The organism is Ottowia sp. VDI28 (assembly GCF_049532675.1).
Classification (GTDB): Bacteria; Pseudomonadota; Gammaproteobacteria; order Burkholderiales; family Burkholderiaceae_C; genus Ottowia.
In genome coordinates this window covers 1,735,884-1,756,927 of the sequence record NZ_CP149820.1, presented here as the reverse complement: position 1 = coordinate 1,756,927, position 21,044 = coordinate 1,735,884, and the positions used below count along the sequence as shown (strand labels likewise).

Annotated in this window: 22 protein-coding genes and 1 pseudogene; 6 read left to right on the top strand and 17 right to left on the bottom strand. The window is 62.5% G+C overall.

What is annotated here, in order from left to right; translation table 11 throughout:
- Nucleotides 1-281: 281 nt before the first annotated feature.
- Nucleotides 282-1,295, bottom strand: a complete 1,014-nt coding sequence (locus tag WJU18_RS08270; protein WP_423459619.1) for a fumarylacetoacetate hydrolase family protein — start codon at nucleotides 1,293-1,295, stop codon at nucleotides 282-284.
- 250 nt (nucleotides 1,296-1,545) lie between these two features.
- Here WJU18_RS08270 and WJU18_RS08265 point away from each other — a divergent pair, with 250 nt between their 5' ends.
- The 4 genes from WJU18_RS08265 to WJU18_RS08250 all read left to right on the top strand — a co-directional run bounded on the left by WJU18_RS08265 (nucleotide 1,546) and on the right by WJU18_RS08250 (nucleotide 5,383).
- Nucleotides 1,546-1,827 (top strand): BTH_I0359 family protein, encoded by a 282-nt coding sequence (locus WJU18_RS08265; protein ID WP_423459618.1) that lies wholly within the window; start codon nucleotides 1,546-1,548, stop codon nucleotides 1,825-1,827.
- A gap of 122 nt (nucleotides 1,828-1,949) precedes the next feature.
- Nucleotides 1,950-2,828 carry a ChaN family lipoprotein gene (locus WJU18_RS08260; protein ID WP_423459617.1) on the top strand — a complete coding sequence of 293 codons (879 nt, stop codon included), beginning with the start codon at nucleotides 1,950-1,952 and terminating at the stop codon, nucleotides 2,826-2,828.
- Between the two features lie 52 nt (nucleotides 2,829-2,880).
- Nucleotides 2,881-3,729, top strand: coding sequence for a formyltetrahydrofolate deformylase (purU, locus tag WJU18_RS08255; protein ID WP_423459616.1), 849 nt, complete (start codon nucleotides 2,881-2,883; stop codon nucleotides 3,727-3,729).
- A 145-nt stretch (nucleotides 3,730-3,874) separates the two neighbouring features.
- Complete coding sequence (locus tag WJU18_RS08250; RefSeq protein WP_423459615.1) at nucleotides 3,875-5,383, top strand: FAD-linked oxidase C-terminal domain-containing protein; 1,509 nt, start codon at nucleotides 3,875-3,877, stop codon at nucleotides 5,381-5,383.
- Nucleotides 5,384-5,427: 44 nt separating this feature from the next.
- Here the strand turns inward: WJU18_RS08250 and WJU18_RS08245 are convergent, their stop codons facing one another.
- Complete coding sequence (locus tag WJU18_RS08245) at nucleotides 5,428-5,760, bottom strand: DUF805 domain-containing protein (RefSeq protein ID WP_423459614.1); 333 nt, start codon at nucleotides 5,758-5,760, stop codon at nucleotides 5,428-5,430.
- A gap of 169 nt (nucleotides 5,761-5,929) precedes the next feature.
- On the opposite strand from WJU18_RS08245, the gene WJU18_RS08240 reads away from it, so the two are divergent.
- Together WJU18_RS08240 and miaB are read left to right on the top strand one after the other, a co-directional pair.
- Nucleotides 5,930-6,316: a hypothetical protein gene (locus WJU18_RS08240; protein WP_423459613.1), complete on the top strand. Its 387-nt coding sequence runs from the start codon at nucleotides 5,930-5,932 to the stop codon at nucleotides 6,314-6,316.
- Nucleotides 6,317-6,398: 82 nt separating this feature from the next.
- Nucleotides 6,399-7,742 (top strand): tRNA (N6-isopentenyl adenosine(37)-C2)-methylthiotransferase MiaB, encoded by a 1,344-nt coding sequence (miaB, locus tag WJU18_RS08235; RefSeq protein ID WP_423459612.1) that lies wholly within the window; start codon nucleotides 6,399-6,401, stop codon nucleotides 7,740-7,742.
- A gap of 93 nt (nucleotides 7,743-7,835) precedes the next feature.
- Here the strand turns inward: miaB and WJU18_RS08230 are convergent, their stop codons facing one another.
- The 15 genes and pseudogenes from WJU18_RS08230 to WJU18_RS08160 form a co-directional block, all read right to left on the bottom strand.
- Nucleotides 7,836-9,119 carry a phospholipase domain-containing protein gene (locus WJU18_RS08230; RefSeq protein WP_423459611.1) on the bottom strand — a complete coding sequence of 428 codons (1,284 nt, stop codon included), beginning with the start codon at nucleotides 9,117-9,119 and terminating at the stop codon, nucleotides 7,836-7,838.
- Nucleotides 9,116-10,090 (bottom strand): alkaline phosphatase family protein, encoded by a 975-nt coding sequence (locus WJU18_RS08225; protein ID WP_423459610.1) that lies wholly within the window; start codon nucleotides 10,088-10,090, stop codon nucleotides 9,116-9,118. The genes WJU18_RS08230 and WJU18_RS08225 overlap by 4 nt, the downstream gene beginning before the upstream one ends.
- Nucleotides 10,091-10,156: 66 nt before the next feature.
- Nucleotides 10,157-10,312: a hypothetical protein gene (locus WJU18_RS08220; protein ID WP_423459609.1), complete on the bottom strand. Its 156-nt coding sequence runs from the start codon at nucleotides 10,310-10,312 to the stop codon at nucleotides 10,157-10,159.
- A 174-nt stretch (nucleotides 10,313-10,486) separates the two neighbouring features.
- On the bottom strand, nucleotides 10,487-11,392 hold the full coding sequence (locus WJU18_RS08215) for a MurR/RpiR family transcriptional regulator (protein ID WP_423459608.1): 906 nt from the start codon (nucleotides 11,390-11,392) through the stop codon (nucleotides 10,487-10,489).
- Between the two features lie 52 nt (nucleotides 11,393-11,444).
- Nucleotides 11,445-11,984: a C40 family peptidase gene (locus WJU18_RS08210; RefSeq protein WP_423459607.1), complete on the bottom strand. Its 540-nt coding sequence runs from the start codon at nucleotides 11,982-11,984 to the stop codon at nucleotides 11,445-11,447.
- A gap of 140 nt (nucleotides 11,985-12,124) precedes the next feature.
- Entirely contained in the window at nucleotides 12,125-13,858 is a 1,734-nt protein-coding gene (soxB, locus tag WJU18_RS08205; protein ID WP_423459606.1) for a thiosulfohydrolase SoxB, read from the bottom strand.
- Nucleotides 13,859-13,940: 82 nt separating this feature from the next.
- Nucleotides 13,941-14,607: pseudogene (gene soxX / locus WJU18_RS08200) on the bottom strand (sulfur oxidation c-type cytochrome SoxX).
- 13 nt (nucleotides 14,608-14,620) lie between these two features.
- Nucleotides 14,621-15,430, bottom strand: coding sequence for a sulfur oxidation c-type cytochrome SoxA (gene soxA, locus WJU18_RS08195; RefSeq protein WP_423459605.1), 810 nt, complete (start codon nucleotides 15,428-15,430; stop codon nucleotides 14,621-14,623).
- A gap of 69 nt (nucleotides 15,431-15,499) precedes the next feature.
- Nucleotides 15,500-15,811, bottom strand: a complete 312-nt coding sequence (soxZ, locus tag WJU18_RS08190) for a thiosulfate oxidation carrier complex protein SoxZ (RefSeq protein ID WP_423459604.1) — start codon at nucleotides 15,809-15,811, stop codon at nucleotides 15,500-15,502.
- A gap of 145 nt (nucleotides 15,812-15,956) precedes the next feature.
- The gene (gene soxY, locus WJU18_RS08185) at nucleotides 15,957-16,412 is read right to left on the bottom strand and encodes a thiosulfate oxidation carrier protein SoxY (RefSeq protein WP_423459603.1); all 456 of its coding nucleotides are present in this window, start codon (nucleotides 16,410-16,412) and stop codon (nucleotides 15,957-15,959) included.
- A gap of 136 nt (nucleotides 16,413-16,548) precedes the next feature.
- Nucleotides 16,549-17,664, bottom strand: a complete 1,116-nt coding sequence (locus tag WJU18_RS08180) for a c-type cytochrome (RefSeq protein ID WP_423459602.1) — start codon at nucleotides 17,662-17,664, stop codon at nucleotides 16,549-16,551.
- The gene (gene soxC, locus WJU18_RS08175; RefSeq protein ID WP_423459601.1) at nucleotides 17,648-19,033 is read right to left on the bottom strand and encodes a sulfite dehydrogenase; all 1,386 of its coding nucleotides are present in this window, start codon (nucleotides 19,031-19,033) and stop codon (nucleotides 17,648-17,650) included. The genes WJU18_RS08180 and soxC overlap by 17 nt, the downstream gene beginning before the upstream one ends.
- A 186-nt stretch (nucleotides 19,034-19,219) precedes the next feature.
- Complete coding sequence (locus WJU18_RS08170) at nucleotides 19,220-19,546, bottom strand: hypothetical protein (protein WP_423459600.1); 327 nt, start codon at nucleotides 19,544-19,546, stop codon at nucleotides 19,220-19,222.
- A 25-nt stretch (nucleotides 19,547-19,571) separates the two neighbouring features.
- Complete coding sequence (locus tag WJU18_RS08165; RefSeq protein ID WP_423459599.1) at nucleotides 19,572-20,030, bottom strand: thioredoxin fold domain-containing protein; 459 nt, start codon at nucleotides 20,028-20,030, stop codon at nucleotides 19,572-19,574.
- Nucleotides 20,027-21,031 (bottom strand): MBL fold metallo-hydrolase, encoded by a 1,005-nt coding sequence (locus WJU18_RS08160; protein WP_423459598.1) that lies wholly within the window; start codon nucleotides 21,029-21,031, stop codon nucleotides 20,027-20,029. The genes WJU18_RS08165 and WJU18_RS08160 overlap by 4 nt, the downstream gene beginning before the upstream one ends.
- Nucleotides 21,032-21,044: the final 13 nt, after the last annotated feature.

The following is a 21,044-nucleotide window of genomic DNA, read 5'->3' as shown; positions in this document are numbered from 1 at the left end:
GCGCTTAGAACGTGTTCACGATCTCTGCGCGAGGGCCGTTGTGTTCGAAAAGCTGTGGCTGCAAGGCGAAAAACGCAGGGATACCTGGTGGTATCGCGAGGATTTTCAACGCCGCAGACGCAGTTTTTCGGGCGCAACGGACCCGCGAGGAGATCGTGAGCACGTTCTTAGCCGCGCACGCCGCCCGGGGGCGGTGCGACGGACGAAAGCGCCGACAGGTGATGAGAAACCATGGCGCCATCATACGGCAGCTCCGCCGCCGCATGCGCCTCTATCCGAGTTCAGGCCTCCTCGGAGGCCGTCACTTCCTGCTCGATGGCACCGAACACGGACTCGCCGTTCTTGCCCTTCATTTCGATCCGGATGGTGTCGCCCAGCTTCATGTAGCCGGTCTTTGGCGCGCCGTCCTGGATGGTCTCCATGGCACGCTTCTCGGCGATGCAGCTGTAGCCTTTGGGCCAGTCGCGGCGGCCGCTGGACTCGGTGCCCTGGTTGCTCACGGTGCCGCTGCCGATGATGCTGCCGGCGCGCAGGCGCCGGGTCTTGGCGGCATGGGCAATCAGCTGGCCAAAGTGAAAGCGCATCTCGGGACCTGCCTCGCAAAAGCCCACCTTGCGGCCGTTCCAGTTGCTTTGCAGCGTGAGATGCACCCGCCCCTCCTGCCAGGCATCGCCCAGTTCATCGGGCGTGACGGCGACCGGGCTGAACGCCGTGGCCGGCTTGCCGCGCAGAAAACCAAACCCCTTGGCGATTTCATCGGGAATCAGCCCGCGCAAGCTCACGTCGTTGGCCAGCATGAGCAGGCGCACCGCATCCAGGCCGGATTCCGGCGAGCAGCCCATGGGAACATCGCCCGTGATGACGGCGATTTCAGCCTCGAAATCGATACCCCACTCCTCCCGCATACCGGCGATGTCGTCGCACGGGCCCAGGAAGTCGTCGCTGCCGCCCTGGTACATCAGCGGCTCGGTGAGATAGCCCTCTGGCATGTCGGCGCCGCGCGAAGCGCGCACCAGCTCCACATGGTTCAGATAGGCCGAGCCATCCAGCCATTGGTAGGCGCGCGGCAGCGGTGCCATGCATTGGTGCGGGTTGAAAGCAAACGCGTGGCGGGCGCGGCCTCCGTTGAGGGCGGAGTAAAGATCCTGCAACTGGGGCGAAAGAAAATTCCAGTCGTCCAGCACTTGCTGCAAGCGGCTGGCAATGCCTGTCGCAAAATGAGCCGAATGCAGATCACGCGACACCACGAGCAGTTGTCCATCGCGCGAGCCGTCCTTGTAGGTGGCCAGTTTCATTTAGTTTTGAGTATTTTGCATGGTGATATGTCAGCCATCACCTCAGGAGCGGTGTACCGCAACAATCACACCGATGTGAAAAAATGATTCTATGGCAATGCCTTACCTTCTTCTGAAGGAAAGCGCACCCAGGATCGTGATCAAATACAGGCTACCGGGGAAAACCCCGTCCACCTTGAATTGCACTCGCGCGTTGCTATATATGAAGGGAAAGTCCCCGATCCTCCACGCTGAAAGGAGCCATCCTTCAATGAACACTCTCTACGACTCAGAATCCTTCGCGGTGGTTCATCTGCTGCCCGACGCCCCAGAGGGAACCGATGCGCCTGCCGGCGGACCGGTGCTCGCACGCCACGGATTCGAGATCGTGGACAAGCGTTCAGGCAAGGAGGTCTACCTGGACGGCCTGTGGGCCGAGATGTTCCAGCAACGCATTTCCGCGTGGCAGGAAAACACGCCCACGCAGGAAGAAGTGGAAGACACGCTCGAGGGTTACGCCGAACTGGCGCAGAACCCGGTCGTGCTGCACTGAGCCTTGCATAGGACCAGATAGGGCCAGCTTCCCCCACTTCCGGCGTGAAGTGCAGGCTGGCGCCGCCCTGCTCATCCTGTCCAATCAAAAACGCGGAAACATCGCCAAAGTAGTATCGGCTGATGAATCCAGCCCGCCGCCTCGCCATCACCTGGGGTGCCATCGTGATCAGCAGCCTGTCGCTGATCGGGTGCGCGCACACCTCTCCCCCTTCAAAGCCCGCCCCTGATACCAGCCCATGGACAGCGGCTGAACAGTTGCGCCTGGAGGCGCTGCTGCCCGCCGATGCATGGTTGCTGGGAGAACAGCACGACGCCCCTGAACACCATGAACTGGAGCGCCAGGTGGTCGAATGGCTGGCCCGGCGCGGAACGCTGGCGGCCGTGGCCATGGAAATGGCGCCACGCGGGAAAGATACGCGCGGTCTTTCACGCGATGCGAGCGCTTCGGAGGTGCGCAAGGCCCTGGACTGGAACGAGGCGGGCTGGCCCTGGGGTACCTACGGCCCTGTGGTGATGGCGGCGGTCCAGGCCGGCATCCCGGTGATGGGCGCCAATCTGCCAAGAGAACAGCAGCGCGCCGCCATGCAGGACGGCACCCTGGACAAGCGTCTGCCGCCCGATGCGCTGGCCACGCAAACGGAGCGCATCCGCGACAGCCACTGCGGCCTGCTGCCTGAAACCCAGATGCGGCCTATGGCCCGGGTGCAGGTGGCGCGCGACATCTCGATGGCGCAGACCACGGCCAGTGCGCTGCAGCCCGGCCGCACGGTGCTTCTGATCGCCGGCAACGGCCACGTGGACCGCACGCTGGGGGTGCCCGTGCACCTGCCTGCCGGCCTCAACGCCAAGGTGATCTCGGCACAAGCGGGAAAGCAGGCCACGGCCACCTTGAGCACCGCGGCCGATGTCATCTGGGCCACGCCAGCACTGCCACCCAAGGATTACTGCGCGGAGATGAAGCGCACCGCGCCACCGGCTTCCGGCTCACAGCGGCAGTAGCCAGGACGTACTCACACGTCACCCCTGCGCCGGGCCTGCGACAATCAGCAAAATGCAAGACACCTACATCCTCACCCTCTCGTGCCCTGACCGCAAGGGCATCGTGCATGCCGTTTCGGGCTTTCTGCTGGAGCGAGGCGGCAACATCGAGGAGGCGGCCCAGTTCAACGACGCGGACACCGGCCTGTTTTTCATGCGCGTGCAGTTCAGCTGCGATCAGCTCAGCGCCGACGAGCTGCGCAGCCAACTGCAGGCATTGGCGGCCCCTTTCGAGATGAACTGGCAGTTGCACACGCGGACGCAGCCCATGCGCTGCGTGATCATGGTCAGCCGCGAAGGCCACTGCCTCAATGACCTGCTGTTCCGCTGGAAAAGCGGCCTGCTGCCGCTGGATATCCGCGCCATCATCAGCAACCACCGCGACTTCTACCAACTGGCTGCCAGCTACAACGTGCCGTTCCACCACGTCGCGATGACCAAAGGCAACAAGGCGCAGGCCGAGGCGCGCCAGATGGAAATCATCGATGGCGAAGGCGCGGAACTGGTGGTGCTGGCGCGCTACATGCAGATTCTCTCGGACGACATGTGCCGCAAGCTTTCGGGCCGCGCCATTAATATCCATCACAGCTTCCTGCCCAGCTTCAAGGGCGCCAAACCGTACTACCAGGCGCACGAGCGCGGCGTGAAGCTGATCGGCGCCACCGCCCACTATGTGACGGCCGAACTGGATGAAGGCCCGATCATCGAGCAGGACGTGGCACGCGTGGACCACACCCATACAGTGGAAGACCTGACGGCTGCCGGACGCGACACCGAAAGCCAGGTGCTGGCGCGCGCAGTCAAATGGCACAGCGAGCACCGCGTGCTGCTAAATGGCCACAAGACCGTGGTGTTCCAGTGATCCCTCCTGAGTCGCTTACGCGCCTTCCCCCAGGGGGACGCCGCCAGCGGCCTGGCAAAGCCAGCTCCGCGGCAGCCTCCATTTGGCTTGCTCCGCAGCCTTGCGAGTTTTTTGTCGTGAATGGTGCTCAGCGCCGTGGAAGACTATGGTGACCGAAGTCGACTCCCCTACTGCCACACCGCATGTGTCGTCAAACCAAGAGCGCCAGGCCTTGGTCGTTTCCATGCTGAAGGAGGTTTTACCCTCGCACGCCATTCTCTGGACCAGCGAGCAAACCACTCCGTATGAATGCGACGGCTTGACCGCTTACCGGCAGCGGCCACTCGCCGTGGCGCTGCCCGAAACCTACGAGCAGATCCAGGGGGTGCTGAAAGCCTGCCACCAGTTGGGCGTGCCGGTCGTGGCGCGGGGTGCTGGCACAGGGCTTTCGGGTGGGGCCATGCCGCATGCGGGCGGCGTGACGCTTTCGCTGGCCAAGTTCAACCAGATCCTGAAAATCGACCCCCTGGCGCGCACCGCGCTCGTGCAGTGCGGGGTGCGCAACCTGGCGATCAGCGAGGCGGCGGCGTCGTACGGGCTTTATTACGCACCAGACCCGAGCAGCCAGATCGCCTGCACCATCGGGGGCAACGTGGCCGAAAACTCGGGCGGCGTGCATTGCCTGAAATACGGCCTTACCTTGCACAACGTGCTCAAAGTCAAAGGCTTCACGGTGGAAGGCGAGCCGCTGGAGTTCGGCGGAGATGCGCTCGACGCCTCAGGCTACGATCTGCTGGCCGTTGCCGTAGGCAGCGAGGGCATGCTGGCCGTGACCACCGAAGTCACGGTCAAGCTCACGCCCAAGCCCCAGAAGGCCGTGTGCATCATGGCCAGCTTCGCCGACGTGCGCCATGCGGGCGATGCCGTGGCGGCCATCATCGCAAAAGGCATCATTCCAGCCGGTCTGGAAATGATGGACAAGCCCATGACCGCCGCCGTGGAAGACTTCGTTCATGCGGGCTACGATCTCGATGCCGCCGCCATTCTGCTGTGCGAAAGCGACGGCACGCCGCATGAAGTGGCCGAGGAAGTGGCCCGCATGGAACAGGTGCTGCGTGAGACCGGCGCCACCCGCATCGCCGTCTGCGCCGACGAGGCCGAACGCCTGAGATTCTGGAGCGGGCGCAAGAACGCCTTCCCGGCTTCGGGCCGCATCAGCCCGGACTACATGTGCATGGATTCGACCATCCCGCGCAAACGGTTGGCTGACATCCTGCTGGCCATCCAGGGCATGGAGAAAAAATACGGCCTGCGCTGCTGCAATGTGTTCCACGCCGGTGACGGCAACCTGCATCCGCTGATCCTGTTCGATGCCAATGACCCCGATCAGTTGCACCGGGCCGAGCAGTTCGGCGCGGACATCCTGGAGACCAGCGTGGCGATGGGCGGCACGGTGACCGGCGAGCATGGCGTGGGCGTGGAAAAGCTCAACTCCATGTGCGTGCAGTTCTCGGCAGAGGAAAACGAGCAGATGCTGGGCGTCAAGCGCGCGTTCGACCCCCAGGGCCTGCTGAACCCCGGCAAGGTGATCCCGACGCTGCAGCGCTGCGCCGAGTACGGACGCATGCTGGTGCGGGGCGGCGTACTGCCGCACCCGGAACTGGAGCGGTTTTAAGAACTTGCTGGAGCCCTGGCTCCAGGGCCGGCTTCAGCCGGCTATCAGGCCAGAGGCGGCTCGCCGTATTCGTTGGCTTGCGGCTGGGTCGGCTGCACCATGAAGTAAAGCAACACCAGGCCCACCAGCGGAATCAAGCCGAGCAGGATCAGCCAGCCCGTCTTGCCGATGTCATGCAAGCGGCGCACGCCTGCCGAGATCATGGGGATGAGAAATACCAGCACCACCAGGATGTAGACGTATTCATGGATGAGGCTCGCCACGATCGCCACGACGACATAGGCGAGCACGAACCACCAGTACTCCGGGCGGGTGGCACGGCCCGAAAAATCGGCGAACTTGGCAAAGCAAGTCTTCACGGCTGTCATGAAATCCATACCTAACTCCTCTCTCCGTCAATAATCCCGACAAACTCCCTCGGTTTCTCATGGTAGCACCCTCCGGGAGGTGTTTCATGACAGAAGTTTCTGGGCAGGCTGAGGAAACCAGGATTTGTCCTACCAAGTACACTTGAGGATTTCGCTTTCTAGCCTCTGGACACATACCATGACCCGCTGGACAAAGTTCAATCCGTTTTTTCTGGTGGCGCTCTCCGCAATGGCGCTCACGAGCTTGCTGCTCGGTGCAGGCGTTCAAGCACAAGTGCGCAACTTCCCTCAGGACGTCAAGCGCGCGCAAATTGTCTTCGCCGCACCGCCGGAGGTCCTGGTCAATGGCCAGCGCGAGTTTCTGGCCCCGGGCGTGCGTGTGCGCAACCAACAGAATCTGCTGGCCTTGACGGGCTCTCTGCACGGCCAGATGTTCACCGTGAACTATCTGCGCGACCCGGCCGGCCTGATCCGCGAGATCTGGATCCTGACACCCGACGAGGCCACCTCCTGGCCCGATGGCACGCCAATGCCGGTCGGCAAATCGGTATTCATGGGCGGTTGAGGCCGTCACCGCTGTCCATCAGGCAGCTTTGTCATTCGCGGGCACCCTGTCCGCGCCCCCTCTTTATTTCGGACCTTTATCCATGTCGCGCAAAGTCTTCATCAAAACGTTCGGCTGCCAGATGAACGAGTATGACTCCGACAAAATGGCAGACGTGATGGCCGCCGCCGAAGGCTATGAGCCTACGCAGGATGTCGAAGAGGCGGATTTGATTCTGTTCAACACCTGCTCGGTGCGCGAGAAGGCGCAGGAGAAGGTGTTCAGCGACCTGGGCCGCGTGAGGCACCTCAAGAAAAAGGGCGTGCTGATCGGTGTGGGCGGTTGTGTGGCCAGCCAGGAAGGCGCCGAGATCATCAAGCGCGCGCCATATGTAGACGTGGTGTTCGGTCCCCAGACGCTGCACCGCCTGCCGGAGCTGCTCTCCGAGCGCGAACGGCAGAACGCGCCGCAGGTGGATATCCGCTTTCCCGAGATCGAGAAATTCGACCATCTGCCGCCAGCACGTGTGGAAGGCGCCTCGGCCTTTGTCTCGATCATGGAAGGATGCTCCAAATATTGCAGCTACTGCGTGGTGCCCTATACCCGTGGCGAAGAGTTCAGCCGGCCCTTCGAGGATGTGCTCACCGAAATCGCCGGCCTAGCCGACCAAGGGGTCAAGGAAGTCACGCTGCTTGGCCAGAACGTGAACGCGTACCGCGGCAAGATGGGCGACACGGCGGAGATTGCTGATTTCGCCCTGTTGATCGAGTATGTGGCCGAAATGCCGGGCATCGAACGCATCCGCTACACCACCAGCCATCCGAACGAATTCACGGCCCGCCTGGTCGAGGTCTACGGCCGGGTGCCCAAGCTGGTGAGCCACCTGCACCTGCCTGTGCAACACGGCAGCGACCGCATTCTGATGGCCATGAAGCGCGGCTACACCGCCATGGAATACAAGAGCATCATCCGCAAGCTGCGGGCGGTGCGGCCGGATATTTCGCTCAGCAGCGACTTCATCGTCGGCTTCCCGGGCGAAACCGAAGACGATTTTGCCAAGATGATGAAGCTGATCGACGACGTGGGCTACGACGCGAGCTTCAGCTTCATCTTCAGCCCCCGTCCAGGCACTCCTGCCGCCAACCTGGCGGACGACACGCCGCACGACGTGAAGCTGAAGCGCCTGCAGCACCTGCAGGCCACGATTGAGGAGAACGTGCAGGCCATCAGCGCCAGCCGCGTGAACACCTTGCAGCGCATTCTGGTGGAAGGCCCTTCACGCAAGAACCCTGGTGAGCTGATGGGCCGAACAGAATGCAATCGTATCGTCAACTTCGACGGCGGCCCGAACGGCGCCAGGCTGGCCGGCCAGATGATCGATGTGACGATCACCGAAGCCAGGCCGCATTCACTTCGAGGTGCCGTGGCGGTAAAGGAAGAAGCCTAGAACCCGCGTTTTTGTAGGAGCGGCTAAAGCCGCTCCTACAATGAGAGCAGTCTTCATGCGGCGAACCGCATGAAAGGCACCCGGATATGAAGCTCAACCCAGCAAATGCAACGCCATGGCCGGATCGCTCACACCGGGCTTGCCGGTCTCCACGCGGCCGGCGAAGCGGCGCTCCATGTTGCCGGCTGCCACGGTGAAGTCGTACCAGTGGCCGCTGTGGTTGAGGTTCCAGTGCTGCGTACCGGTTTCGCCGGCTTTCACTTTCATGGTCCAGGAGCCGTTGGGGAAATAGGCGTTGGCCGTGATCGTCACGGTACCCGACTTCGTGCCAGTGTTGTGCACCTTGACGTAGAGCTGCCCGTTCACCGGCCTGTAGCACACCTGCACCTCGGGCTTGAAGTCGGCTGCGTTCTGAGCCAGCGCATTGCCTTTGAAGCTGCGGACGAAACCATTGGCACCGTACACCCAGAGATCGTAGCTCCCGCCGTCGCTGGCGCCAGGATTCCACTGGTCAGCGAGCAGTTTGCCCGCCTCCACGGTGTAGCGGCGCGGAATGAGATCCAGGTGCAGCTTGTCATAGACATGGAACACCGCGCCCTGCTCGCCGGTATTGCTGAAGAGCAGCGACACCAGGCCCTGCGGCTCGACGCGCGCGCTTGTATGCAGCTCGTACGGCAAGGCTCGCGACAGGCGAGTGCCCGTCTCCTGATACAGCGGCTGAGGCACGGCAGGCGCCGTGGTCACCCCCGTGGTGGGCAACAGCCTCTGGGCCGCATTGATCGCGGAGAAGTTGCTCGTGTCGGGCAGCGCGGGAAAGACGGGATCGTTCGGGCGCTCGAAATCGAAGCAGGTGGTCAGATCGCCCGAGACCGCACGGCTCCACGGGCTGATCGCATCGACCGTGATGCCGAAACGCCTCTCCAGGAACCGGCCTACCGAGGTGTGATCGAACACCTGGGAGTTCACCCATCCGCCCTTGCTCCACGGCGAGATCACGTACATGGGTACGCGGGAGCTCATGCCCCAGGGGCGGATCTTGCCGCTGGTGGTGTCCGCGGCCTTCAGGTATTTGCCGGTGTTCACAGAAGCGTCGAAGTATTCGCCTTCCAGCGGCACGGTGGATTTGCCCATGAGGTTGCCAGTGGCGTCATACGAAGGCACCGCCGGCATCGCCGCGTGATCGAAGAAACCGTCGTTCTCATCGAAAGTCACGAACAGCGCGGTCTTGCTCCAGACCTCGGGATTGGCAGTGAGCGCGTCCAGCACATCCGCGATGAAATCCGCGGCACCGGCCACGCCTTCCTTGCTGCCGGGGTGCTCGGCCAGATCCTGGGTGGGCAACACCCACGAGACTTCAGGCAGGGTACCGTTGATCACGTCCTGCTTGAGCTGCGCGAGGAAATTGGCGGCACCGTCGGCGGTCTCAGGGCCCCCGTCAAACCACGCTCATAGATCGGTGAGCCAGGTTGCGCCTTGCGGAAGCTCGCGAAGGCGAGGCAGCCATGCATGGCACCTGTCCAGTTGTTGTTCATGTTCTGGTAGATGCGCCAGCTCACGCCAGCCTTCTGCAGCAGATCCGGCAGTGTGTCCCACTGGAAGGCGCTGTTGGTGTATTTGTAGTTGTAGGCGCCTGTACTGGGATCGACCTGCCCCGACCCGTCGGCCTGCTGAACCCTGCCTGCGACCCACTTGTACGGATTGGGCCAGCAACGCGAGTTCACGGGCTCGCCATCGGTGTCGGTGCTGTTGATACCCTGCTTGCGCAGCTCCGGGTTGGCCGCGCTGCCTGACCAGAATACGATGCGGTTCGGGTCGGTGCCGGTCAGGATGGAACAGTGGTAGCCATCGCAGACCGTGAAGGCATCGGCAAGCGCGAACTGGAACGGGATGTCCTCGCGCATGAAGTAGCCCATGGTGGCCTGGTTCTTGAACTGGATCCAGCGGTCCATCTTGCCCTGGTTCCACGCCGCCTGCTGGTCTGGGAAATTGTGCGGGGTGCCGGAGCCGATCAGTGCGTTGTAGACCGTGGAATCGCGGCGGAACGGATGAATGTCCGAGCCGCCGTTGGGATTGGGTTGAGAAAACACCGATTTGCCGCTGGCCAGAGGAATCGGGAAGGGATCGCCGAACCCGCGCACCCCGCGCATGGTGCCGAAGTAGTGATCGAAGCTGCGGTTCTCCTGCATCAGGATCACGATGTGCTTGACATCCTTGATGGTGCGGGAGTTGACCGAAGCGGGAATGGCGAGTGCCTTGCGGATCGAGGGCGGGAGTACGGTAAGCGCTGAGGCAGCGCCAACGGCGCCAGCTGACTTACGGAAAAAATCGCGACGTGAAGTGTTTGTCATGAGGTTCTTTCAACGCGGGAGCGGAGGGTCAAATCAACGAAAGGCGTAGCGGAGTGCTGCGATAGCTCAAGGCGCGCACTTGAGGTTGGGTTGAACGGCCTGCGCGCTCGGAGCAAGCTGCGCCTCGGCGGTGGCCTCAGTGCCACCGCCGCAGGCGGCGAGGCCCAGGCTCAAGAGAGCGGCCATCGCCGCAAAAAAGCATCGGAACGCGGTTGTTGTCATGGGGATTCCTTTCGGATCAGTGGGAGCGTGGTACGCACGCGGTACGAGCAGGTGCGCCGCTCGATGACCACTGAGCTTAGGAATCAAACATGACAGACCAATGAAATTAGCTCAATTCATTTATTCAATGAAAATGAGTATTTCTCAAAATCCTCTCCGCGGAGGGCTTCGGCCTCAATAGCGCTTGAGCGACAGCACGTCGAACGTCTTGCGCAGGGTACGGACGGCCCTGTCTTGATCCGACAGCGCCAGGCAGGCAATCAGCACGTCGATGATCGCAAGCTGCGCGAGCCGGCTGGTCATGGCCTCCGTGCGGAAATGGGTCTCGCGTGCCATGGTGAACAGCACGACATCGGCATGCGCCTGCAGCGGTGATTTGCCGAAGTTGGTGATGCAGATCGTGGCCGCGCCGGCCTCTTTGGCCAACCGGGTAGCCGTCACGGTCTCGTGCGAACTACCGGTGTGCGAGATGGTCAGCACCGCGACCTTGGAGTTGGTCAGCGAGGCGCTGATGGCCTGCACGTGCGAATCGACCACGACATTGGCGTTCAGGCCGATGCGCAGCATGCGGTAGTGCGCGTCTTCGGCGATGGTGGCCGCACTGCCGATGCCGTAGATCTCGATCCGCTCAGCCCCGCGCAGCAAGCTGACCGCGCGCTGCATGGAAGCAGTCTCGAGCGTGGCCTGGGTGTCGTGCAAAGTCTGGACATTGCTCTGGAAGATCTTGCGCGTCACGGAATCTACTGTGTCCTGCGGGTCCAGATCTTCATGGATGAATTGCACCGGCCGCACCATCTCTTGCGCCAGCGCGATCTTGATCTGCTGGAAGCCCGTGGCACCGAGGTTCTTGCACAGGCCGACGACGCTCCCCTCGCTGGAGCCCGTGCGCTCGGCCACCTCGCTGACCGACATGTGGATGACCTCACGCGGGTGCTTCACGATGAAATCCGCCACGCGCTGGCCCACCGGGCCAAGCGATGGCCAGAGTGTCTGGATACGCGCGAGCACCGCGAAAGCCGCAGCCCCCGCGCCTGCCGCCGTTTTCTTGTCGCTGGAGGTCCTGGGATGGCTGCGCTTCATGCCGCGCGAGTGTACCCGGCTGATATGGCGATTCGGTGGGAGCCTATCGGGCCTATTGCGCCGCGAATACGCTGCGGGCACCCAGGTAGCGTGCGGCGAAGTAGCGGCTGGAAAGGCTGTCCTTGCGCACGGTGCCGCCGGTCGAAGGCGCGTGCACGAACTGGCCGTTTCCCACATAGATTCCCATGTGCGACCAAGGCTTTCCGGTGGTGTTGAAGAACACCAGATCGCCCCGCTGCAAGCTCTCCTCCGGCACGGGCGTACTCGCCGCCGCCCACTGCTCGGTACTGCGCGGCAGGCGCGAATTGCCGAGATCCGTGAAGACGTAGTGCACCAATCCGCTGCAATCGAAGCCGCCTTCGATGGTGTTGCCGCCATAGCGATAGGGCGTGTTCACGACCAGCATGGCCCGGGCCACGGCCGCTTCGCGTTCGGCGGTATCCAGGGCCAATGAGGGGGCCGAGCGCACGGCGGGCTGCGAGCGCGAGGCGGTGCGGCGAGGCGCTGGCGTGCCGCAACCGGCCAAGAGCGCGGCGCCGGTAGCACCAAGTAACCACAGGCGGCGATCGAGAGAGGTAGGCTGCTGGGTCATAGCTACCATTTTAGTAGCTATCGCAGAAAATCGGGTAACAGGCGCAGCCAGCGCCTTCTGGGACCGCCAAGCTCCAGCTTGGCAGCAGCATCTCCTCACGCGCTGATGCCAAGCTGGAGCTTGGCGGTCCCAGGGCGAACTTACCCTGCGTAGCCCGGATTGGGCAGGGCCCCAATGATTTTCGGCGTGTTCAGCTTACGTGGGGCCACCTTGCCGCCACGGGCCTTGAGCCATTGCTCGGCCAGCTCCCACATCATCTTGTTGCCGGCTTTGGAAGCTTCTTCAGCCACCGGCGCCCAGCCGGCGACTTTGTAGGTCTTGCTGGCATCGATGAGCTGGCCGTTCAGGCGCATGTCGCTGATGCGCTTGCCCATGTCGGCCAGCGGATCGCAGGCGTAGGTCAAGCCGCCCACGCGCACCATGTCGCCGCCCTGCTGGTAGTAAGGGTCCGGGTTGAACAGGTTGTCGGCCACGTCTTCCAGGATGGTCTTGATCATCTCGCCCTTCATGTCCGTGAGCGTGGCGTAGCTGTAGGTGGTGGCCGTCATGTCCATCAGCCACTCGCGCGTGATCGCCTGGCCGGGCAGCAGGGTGGTGCCCCAACGGAAGCCGGGCGAGAAGGCGATGTCGGCGCCTTGCACATCCATCAGCGCGTCGACCAGGAGCTGATCGCCCGTGCCGTTGAAGTTGCCGCGGCGATAGAGCAGGCCTTCGGTGATGGCGAGCGTTTCGTTCAGCTTGGCTTCATGCGGCGCGCGGATGCGGTTGATGAGCTCGTTCATCTTGGCATCAGCCGGCAGCATGTTGGCGAACACCGGCAGCAGCTTGTAGCGGTAGCCGGTCACCTCCTTGTCCTTGATCTCCAGGTCGAGCACGCCCAGGAATTTGCCGTTGGAGCCGGCATTGGTCACGATGGTCTGGCCGCCCTTGTTGCTCACAACGCTGGCCACCGGCATGCCATCGTGCGTATGGCCGCCCAGAATGGCATCGATGCCGCTCACGCGGCTGGCCATTTTCAGGTCGACATCCATGCCGTTGTGGCTCAGCACCACGACGGCGTGCGCGCCCTTGCCGCGGGCTTCGTCCACCATCTTCTGCATGTTCTCATCCTGGATGCCGAACTCCCAGTCGGCCACCATGTAACGCGGGTTGGCGATCGGTGTGTAGGGAAAGGCCTGACCGATGATGGCCACGGGCACGCCGTTGATCTCCTTGATCACGTAGGGCGAGAACACCGGGTCGCCGAAATCGGTGGTCTTGACGTTCTGCGCGATGAAATCCACCTTGCCGGCGAAATCCTTCTTGATGATCTCCTGCACGCGCTCCATGCCGAGGGTGAATTCCCAATGGCCCGTCATCACGTCCACACCCAGCAGCTTGCAGGCATCGACCATGTCCTGGCCCTTCGTCCAGAGCGAGGTGGCGCTGCCCTGCCAGGTATCGCCGCCGTCGAGCAGCAAGGCGCCCGGGCGGCTCGCCTTCAGGCGCTGCACCAGGGTGGACAGGTGGGCAAAGCCCCCTACCTTGCCATAGCGGCCGGCGGCCTGCTCGAAATCCAGGTAGGTGAGCGCGTGTGCCTGCGCGGTACCGGGCTTCACGCCCGTCGCCTTGAGCAGCTGTTCACCCACCAGATGCGGCAGCCTGCCCTTCATGTCACCCAGCCCCAGATTGATGCTGGGCTCACGGAAATAGATGGGCTTGAGCTGCGCGTGGCAGTCGGTCATGTGCAACAGCGACACATTGCCAAACTTGGGAATGTCGTAGAGGCCTTCGGCCGCCGTCTGCGCGCTTGCATTCTGATAGCTGCCCAAGGCCATGCCAGCGGCGCTGGCAGCGCCCAGAACCTGAAGAAATTCGCGTTTGGTGAGATTCATGAATAAGTTGCCGCTGAAGTATTTAAAGGTAAAAAGCCCGGCCAAGGCCGGGCTCGGGCGTAGGCCTGGTCCTTGCTGCCGGTTACTGGTTCACCGGTGATTTCCGGATCAAGCAGCAGCGCCACGATATGGCGCACCTGGTCTTCGTTCAGGATGCCCTTGTGGCCTGCGCGGGGCATGTTGGAGCAGGCGTTGTAGGCCTTGCTGTTCCAGATCTTGCCCCAGGTGTATTCGACGATGGCCTTGGATTCCGGGCTGGACGGATCCTTTACACCACGGATCTTGCCGTAGTTGTACAGGCTCGGGCCGATGGTGCCGAAAGAGATCTCCTTCTTGTCGATCTGGTGGCAGTTGTAGCAGTTGCCGCCATTGGCCATGCCAGCCTGATCCGTGAAGGTTTCACCGCGGCCGCTCTGAGCGATCTTTTCGCCCTCTTTCCAGTCGCCGAGGAACTTGCCATTCGAAGGCCACTTGATGGTCTTGAAGTTGGCCTCTTCGAGCGCCTTGCCTGCTGCGGCGTTGATCGGCTTGCCCGACACGTCCGCCGCATCGCAGGCTTTCAGGGTCGCATCCTCTGCCAGCGCAGCCGACACCTTGACGATGCCTTGATCTCGGAACGAGGAGGCAACGACATCGGAGGTCAGCTTGTCGAGGGCCGCCGAGTCCAGGTTGGAAGTGGTGGCGGCGCAACCGGCCACCAGTGCGCCGGCACCGAGCAATGACAGTGTCTTTGTGAGCTTTTTATTCATGGTTCGCGGCTCCTTAGCGCTTGATGGCGGGTACGGCCGATTTGGCGCCATGGGCGTTCACGCCCAGATAGACACCCAGCGCAATGGTGGCGTCGCTGCCGAACTTCGGATAGGGGAAGCGCTGCTGGCGGTAGCAATCGTTCAGACGTTGCTGCATGCCCCACATCTGGCCGTTGGAGACCCGGTAGGCCGGCCAGGCGGCAAAGCCCACGCCATCGCCCGGATTACCAGTCAAGCGCGGCAGATCCTGAAGACGGATGCGTTTGCCTTCCTCACCGTGGCAGGAAGCGCAGGCGAAATCGTGTGTGCCGCCACGCTTGAAGAAGAGGCGCTTGCCCACTTCATAGAAGGCTTTCTCTTGCGGATGCGATTGAGGCAGGTTGAACTGCATGCCTTTGGATTGAGCGGCAACCCAAGTGGCCAACGCCGTCACATTGTTCTGTTCGCCCTTGCCGAAAGGTGTTTCGCTGATTTCCTTGGCATTCAGCCCTTGCAGGTTTTCCATGCAAGACACGAGGCGTGACTCCAGATCCTGCATGCGGTTGGTGTCGGCAAAGTAGCGCGGCAGCTCCACGAAAGCGCCTTTGACCACGCCCGGGCCCTTGCCAAGATCGCACGTCTCGAGCGATGCGTTCTTGGGGCCGCGTTTTTTCTTCCAGAGGTCTTCGCCTTTGGCCTCGAACAACTCCGCGGGGTTGCCGTCCTGCAGCATCTCGCGATATTCCTCGATCGATTGGGTGGACGTTTTTTGCGCCATGGCCACCCCCGACCCCAGCAGCAGCCCCGCGGCCACCGCCATTCCGTAACAATCCCTCGCTCTCATCGTGGTACCTCCTTCGTAGACGAAAAGAAAGGCGGGCCCTGATTTACCGCTGCCCGCCTTCGAACGTATTTACGACACCGTTGCTTCGTCGGTGCGCGTATCGCCTTTATTGTCTTTCCAGGTCACGCTGACCTTATCACCCGCCTTTGCGCCCTTGATGGCGAATTGCAGGAAGGGGTTCTTGGACACGGCGGCGCCCCATTCGCAGGAAAACACCTGCTTGCCGTTCAGCGAGGCCGTGACCTCCTGGATGTGCCAGGCGGGCACCAGCTTGCCGGACGCATCCTTGCGCTGGCCGGACTCCATCTCGTGGCTCATAAGCACGCGCACCGTGGCTTTGTCGCCAGCGGCTTGGGCGCGGATTCGCATCGGATCTGCCATTGTTCTTACTCCTGATTCAATGTATTAATGCCGTGAAACGCCTGTGACCCCTGGTCCTTGCCAGGGCACCCGCGGAGCTGGCTTCGCCAGGCCGCCGGGTGCGCCTCCTTGGGGGAGCGCCGCAGGCGCTTCGGGGTGGGCCACATCAGCCGCCGCAGCCGCCCAGGGTGACCTTGACTTCTTTCTTGGCGTAGTGGGCCTTGCCGTCGGCCGTGATGGCCACGGCATAGACATCGGATGACTGGCCCATCTTGGTACGGGTGGCGAAACTGGGCTCCACCTCAGGAGTCACGTTGAACACCGCAACCAGCGTATTCGGATTCTTCTCCACCAGCAACACCAATTGCTTGACGTTCGGCAACGTGCTGGCCACGGCCAGCGGCACGACGGCGCCATTCTCGGCAATGTCAGGCGCGGTGAGCGTGACGCCCGCGCCTTCGGTGGGCGCACCGGATCCCAGGGCCTTGAGCGCATCGTTCACGGACTTGGCATCGAAAGCGTTCTTGTTGAACGCGAGCGCGTATTGCGGCATCAGCCCGGCGGTGGCCAGCAGGCCTGCCACGGCGGCACTGTGCTTGAGGGTTTGCCTGCGTGTCTGCATGGGCATGGTTCTCCTTGAAAGTAATTAATGGTAAAGCTTGAAGATACCCCTCATGAGAGGGCATTCCCCAACCTGGGTATTGTGCCGGTTGGCTGTGACGCCAACCGGCGGACCTGTCCTCGAAGGCGCCGATGATTTATGGCTTCGCCCCCGCTGCCAGCCAAGCCGCCAGCGCCTTTACATCCGCATCAGGCGCGGTCTGCGGCGGCATGGGAATCTCACCCCATACGCCTGTGCTGCCGCTGCGGATCTTGCCAGCCAGGTAGTCGGCCTTGCCTGCATACTTTTTCGCGATATCGGCGAAGCTGGGGCCCACGAGCTTGCTGCCCTGCGCATGGCAGGCCGTGCATGAATGTTTCTGCAACAGCGCCGCGGCCTCCGCGGACGAGCCAGCGGCGGGTGGTGCTGCGGGGCCTTTCACGGCCACCGGCCTGGCCGCATCGCCCAGCTTGCCTTCGGGGCGGCTGGTGTCCGCGCCCCGCTGTGGCCCCACGGTGCGGTTCTGGTCACGCAGGTTGCCATGCGCGTCACGCGCGAAAGGCGGCAGCTCTGCAATCTTCTCGCCAGCCACAGAACAATCCTTCATGCACGCCACGGCCTTGGTGTCAGGCTTGCCGAGGCCCTTCAGCTCCTTGCCTGGCCATAAGGCATGCTGGGTGGTCATGCCGTTGCGGTTGGGCATGCGTTTTTGCACCTCGGCGATGTTCTTGTCGGAGAGCGTGAAGTCCTGCGGCACGACATCGGCCAGATTGAGCAGGAAAGCCGTTACCGCGTATACCTCATCGGGCTTGAGCGACTTGGGTTCGTTCCACGGCATGGCACGGTTGATGTAGTCCCACAGCGTGGACACCGTAGCCACCTTCATGATGGTGGTGCGGCCCGGGTAATCCGTGCGCATCAGGTTGGCCACGCGGCCGGTCTCGATATCCTGCTTCGACGTGCCCCCGATCAGCGGGTTGAACACCGAGTTGGATTCACCGAACACACCGTGGCAACTGGCGCATTTGGCTTCCCAGATATCCTGCCCTTTGTCCACGGAACCGGAGCCCGGCGGCAGGCCCTTGAAATCCGGACGGACGTCGATGTCCCAGGCAGCGACTTCCTTGGGCGTGGCGGCCCGTCCGACACCAGGGAAACGGTCCTGCGCCAGCGCTTGGCCGCCGAGCACCATGGCGGCTGCCAAAGGCAGCCACGCACGCGCCCTGCGAACGCCATGCACGCGGCGAAGCACGGGTTCAAGAAAGCTGGACATTCTTGACCTCCCCGCTTTCCTGCACCAGCCAGGACTGGATGGCGTTGTTGTGATAGATCGAGCGCGTGCCTCGCACTTCGCGCAGTTGGTGATAGTTGGGTTGCACGTACCCCGTGTCATCCATGGCGCGGCTTTGCACGATGGTGGGCTTGCCGTCCCACACCCAATCGATGTTGAAGCGAGTGAGGCATTTGTCGAGCACCGGGGTTTCCAGCCTGGCAGTGCGCCAGTTGCGCCCTCCATCCACCGACACATCGACACGCTTGACCTTTCCTCTGCCCGACCATGCGAGGCCCGTGATGTTGTAGAAACCCTTGTCGAGCAGCACCTGGCCGCCCGAGGGCGTGGTGATCACGCTCTTGCACTCCTGGATGCTGGTGTACTGGCGGTGCAGGCCATCGGGCATCAGGTCGATGTAATGGACCGCTTCGTCCTTGGTAGCCCAAGGCTGATCACCCACTTCCACGCGCCGCAGGTACTTGACCCAACTCACGCCCTGCACGCCCGGCACCACGAGGCGCAGCGGATAGCCGTTCTCGGGCCTCAGCATCTCGCCGTTCTGGCCGTAGGCAACCAGCACCTGGCCGGAGGTGACCAGGCTCATGGGGATGGTGCGTGTCATGGAGGAGCCATCCGCGCCTTCGGCGAGCACGAACTTCCCTGCCTTCAGATCGGCACCAGCCATCTCCAGCAGCGTGATCAGCGGCACACCGGTGAACTCGCTGCACGAAAGCATGCCATGCGTGTACTGCGCCGTGGGCACGGCAACGTTGCCCCACTCCATGCCGGTATTGGCGCCGCACTCGATGAAGTGAAAGCGCGAGACGGCAGGCAGCCGCATGATCTCGTCCATGGTGAAGACCTTGGGGGTCTTCACCATGCCATTGACCATGAACCGGTGCTTGGAGGGATCGATGTCCCACCATCCCTGGTGATGCCGCTCGAAATGCAGGCCGCTTGGCGTGACGATACCGAACAGCGATTGCAGGGGTGCGAAAGATACCGAAGCCTGCGTGGTCTGCGTCAGGCCCGGGCTCTGGCGGCGCTGCACGTTGCCTTCATATTTGGAGGGCTTGCCGTAGCCATCGGTCACCACCGGCTGGCCCAGGCCCTTGGAGTGCGCCGGCAGGTTCAGGATGTTGGGATCGCCCCCTTCGGTGCCGACCGGATTGGACTGTGCCATCAGTGAAGGCGCTGCCGCGCTTGCCGCCGCGGCAGCGAACGCGTTGCGGATGAAATCTCGCCGCCCGCGTTTGCCTTCGGCCATGACGGTGCGGATCCCTTCACGATCCAGGAAATTCTCGGGTGCCTTGACCAGGCGGCCCCGCGGATTTCCGCCAGGGTCGCCAGGAAGATCTGGGTAACTCATCGGGAACTATATCTATATATTTGAATATGCTTATATTAATATTGTTGAATCAATCGTGTCATACGGGTTTCTCCGCACCACTTTGTCACAAGAACGCGCGGCATTCGTGGTAAGCACGAAAGTACACACCTCCCCACCGCCAGGAGGCGCTTAGCCAGGCCGCACTGCTCGCCGCCCAGGCGCCTCTCACTTGGAGAAGCGGTAATGGTCGCGATTGAGCACAGCCGAGATGGCCGCGATTTCCTCGGGGAAGAACGAAAGGTTCAGCTCATGGCTGCACCGCTCCACCATGCCTTGCAAGGCAGTGGGCGTATTGATGCGTCCCTTGGGCCGATAGACTGCCTTGCCGTTGTCTGTCCAGTCCCGGGCGTGGCATTCATTGCATTTGTTTTCGCTGATCAGCTTTTCCCCCAGCTTCAGATCAGCGCCCTTGAACAGCTCCGGCACCTGCGCCCGTGCCGCCCCAGCCAGGGTTAGACAAGAGAGAGCCAGAATGACCGCGGACAGATGCATGATGCGCTCCTATTGGTGAAAAGGATCAGGGCCCCATCACGCGCTGGGCCTGTTTCAGCCGCTGGTCGAGATAGGCGCTATAGAAATCCGGTGACCCGCCCACCAGCCGTTCGGCCACTTCCTTGCCTTCGGGACCGAAAAAGAGCACGGTGGGCGCGAACTTCACTCCCCACTCACGCACGAGCGCGCCATGCGTGATGGCGGCGCCCGAAAGCGCGCGTGTGGAGCGCTGGCTTTGCATATCGATCTGAACCGCATGCAGCCCTTCCTGCTCGCGCATGGGCGCCAGATAGCTCTCTCTGACCAGCTTGCACCAGGGACAGCCATGGAGGCTGATCATCACCACCAGCGGCTGGCGGACGGCCAGCGCACCGGCCAACTCATCCGGCAGCGAACTGGACAGCGGCAACTCCCGCGCCGCCGCGTGCGCTTCCCCCACCAAGCATAACCCGCCGAGCGCCCACAAGGCTTGCCTGCGCATCATGGTGTTTCGTGCTCCATCAGCAAGTAGGTGTTGTAAGCGTTCATGCGATTGGCCGCGCCAAAAAGCGGCAAGTGCTCGAAGGCGCTCCAATCCGTGGCCTTGTAGGCTTCGTCGAACGGCGTCATATCCTGAGCGGCGGCCCCCATGGTCTTGCGCAGGTAGACGAGGTAGTCCCTCGTCAGTTCCATGTCCTTGCGCGCCTCCCTGGAAGCGGGCCCATGGCCGGGAACGACCACCACGGCATCGAACTGGAGCAGTTTGTCCAGCGAGGTGATCCAGTTGCGGCTGTCGGCCTGGCCGACGAAGGGAATGCGGTTGCGGAACACCAGATCCCCAGCATACAGCGCCTTGGACGCGGGCACATAGATCGCCATATCTTCGGGCGTATGCGCCGGCCCCACTGGCTGCAGCATGAGCTTCGTATCGCCCACCTGCAATTCCTTGGGACCGCTGATCCACTCATCGGCTTCCACGAGGTGCGTTTTCTCGTTGATCCACGGTGCCAGATCCTCACGCGAGGCCTGCAGACGCAAGCGCGCCGTATCCGCGTAGAGATACTCACGCCCAGCCTGATGCGCGATGATGCGCGCGCCCACGGCCTTGAATGCCTGCAGGCCATAGACATGGTCGGCATGGTAGTGCGTGAGGATCACATGGGTGATCGGCTTCGGGGTGATCTTCTTGATCTCGCCGATCAGGCGTTCAGCCAGCGCGGGCGAGCCCAGCGCGTCGATCACCACCACACCTGCGCTGGTCACGATGAAACCCGCGTTGGAGATGAAATTCTGGTTGGCTGGCGAACCAAGCGCCGAAAGCCCCTCCACATACCAGCAGTTCGGCGCGACCTCCTGCGCCTTCATGGCAGGGGTATTTGGGAGGCTGTCCTCATTTGAAGTGGTCGCGGCTTCGGCGTAGCGCGCCCACGCACTACCCAATCCGGCTGCCAGCATGGAGCATGCGCAGCGCCTGAAAAGTTGGCGCCGGTCCATGGCACTGATCATGGTGGGTTCTCTA

Bases quoted from the DNA above. Each gene is read 5' to 3' on its own strand.
- WJU18_RS08270 (WP_423459619.1), bottom strand. From the start codon at position 1,295: ATGAAACTGGCCACCTACAAGGACGGCTCGCGCGATGGACAACTGCTC.
- WJU18_RS08265 (WP_423459618.1), top strand. From the start codon at position 1,546: ATGAACACTCTCTACGACTCAGAATCCTTCGCGGTGGTTCATCTGCTG.
- WJU18_RS08260 (WP_423459617.1), top strand. From the start codon at position 1,950: ATGAATCCAGCCCGCCGCCTCGCCATCACCTGGGGTGCCATCGTGATC.
- purU (WP_423459616.1), top strand. From the start codon at position 2,881: ATGCAAGACACCTACATCCTCACCCTCTCGTGCCCTGACCGCAAGGGC.
- WJU18_RS08250 (WP_423459615.1), top strand. From the start codon at position 3,875: ATGGTGACCGAAGTCGACTCCCCTACTGCCACACCGCATGTGTCGTCA.
- WJU18_RS08245 (WP_423459614.1), bottom strand. From the start codon at position 5,760: ATGGATTTCATGACAGCCGTGAAGACTTGCTTTGCCAAGTTCGCCGAT.
- WJU18_RS08240 (WP_423459613.1), top strand. From the start codon at position 5,930: ATGACCCGCTGGACAAAGTTCAATCCGTTTTTTCTGGTGGCGCTCTCC.
- miaB (WP_423459612.1), top strand. From the start codon at position 6,399: ATGTCGCGCAAAGTCTTCATCAAAACGTTCGGCTGCCAGATGAACGAG.
- WJU18_RS08225 (WP_423459610.1), bottom strand. From the start codon at position 10,090: ATGACAAACACTTCACGTCGCGATTTTTTCCGTAAGTCAGCTGGCGCC.
- WJU18_RS08220 (WP_423459609.1), bottom strand. From the start codon at position 10,312: ATGACAACAACCGCGTTCCGATGCTTTTTTGCGGCGATGGCCGCTCTC.
- WJU18_RS08215 (WP_423459608.1), bottom strand. From the start codon at position 11,392: ATGAAGCGCAGCCATCCCAGGACCTCCAGCGACAAGAAAACGGCGGCA.
- WJU18_RS08210 (WP_423459607.1), bottom strand. From the start codon at position 11,984: ATGACCCAGCAGCCTACCTCTCTCGATCGCCGCCTGTGGTTACTTGGT.
- soxB (WP_423459606.1), bottom strand. From the start codon at position 13,858: ATGAATCTCACCAAACGCGAATTTCTTCAGGTTCTGGGCGCTGCCAGC.
- soxA (WP_423459605.1), bottom strand. From the start codon at position 15,430: ATGAGAGCGAGGGATTGTTACGGAATGGCGGTGGCCGCGGGGCTGCTG.
- soxZ (WP_423459604.1), bottom strand. From the start codon at position 15,811: ATGGCAGATCCGATGCGAATCCGCGCCCAAGCCGCTGGCGACAAAGCC.
- soxY (WP_423459603.1), bottom strand. From the start codon at position 16,412: ATGCAGACACGCAGGCAAACCCTCAAGCACAGTGCCGCCGTGGCAGGC.
- WJU18_RS08180 (WP_423459602.1), bottom strand. From the start codon at position 17,664: ATGTCCAGCTTTCTTGAACCCGTGCTTCGCCGCGTGCATGGCGTTCGC.
- soxC (WP_423459601.1), bottom strand. From the start codon at position 19,033: ATGAGTTACCCAGATCTTCCTGGCGACCCTGGCGGAAATCCGCGGGGC.
- WJU18_RS08170 (WP_423459600.1), bottom strand. From the start codon at position 19,546: ATGCATCTGTCCGCGGTCATTCTGGCTCTCTCTTGTCTAACCCTGGCT.
- WJU18_RS08165 (WP_423459599.1), bottom strand. From the start codon at position 20,030: ATGATGCGCAGGCAAGCCTTGTGGGCGCTCGGCGGGTTATGCTTGGTG.
- WJU18_RS08160 (WP_423459598.1), bottom strand. From the start codon at position 21,031: ATGATCAGTGCCATGGACCGGCGCCAACTTTTCAGGCGCTGCGCATGC.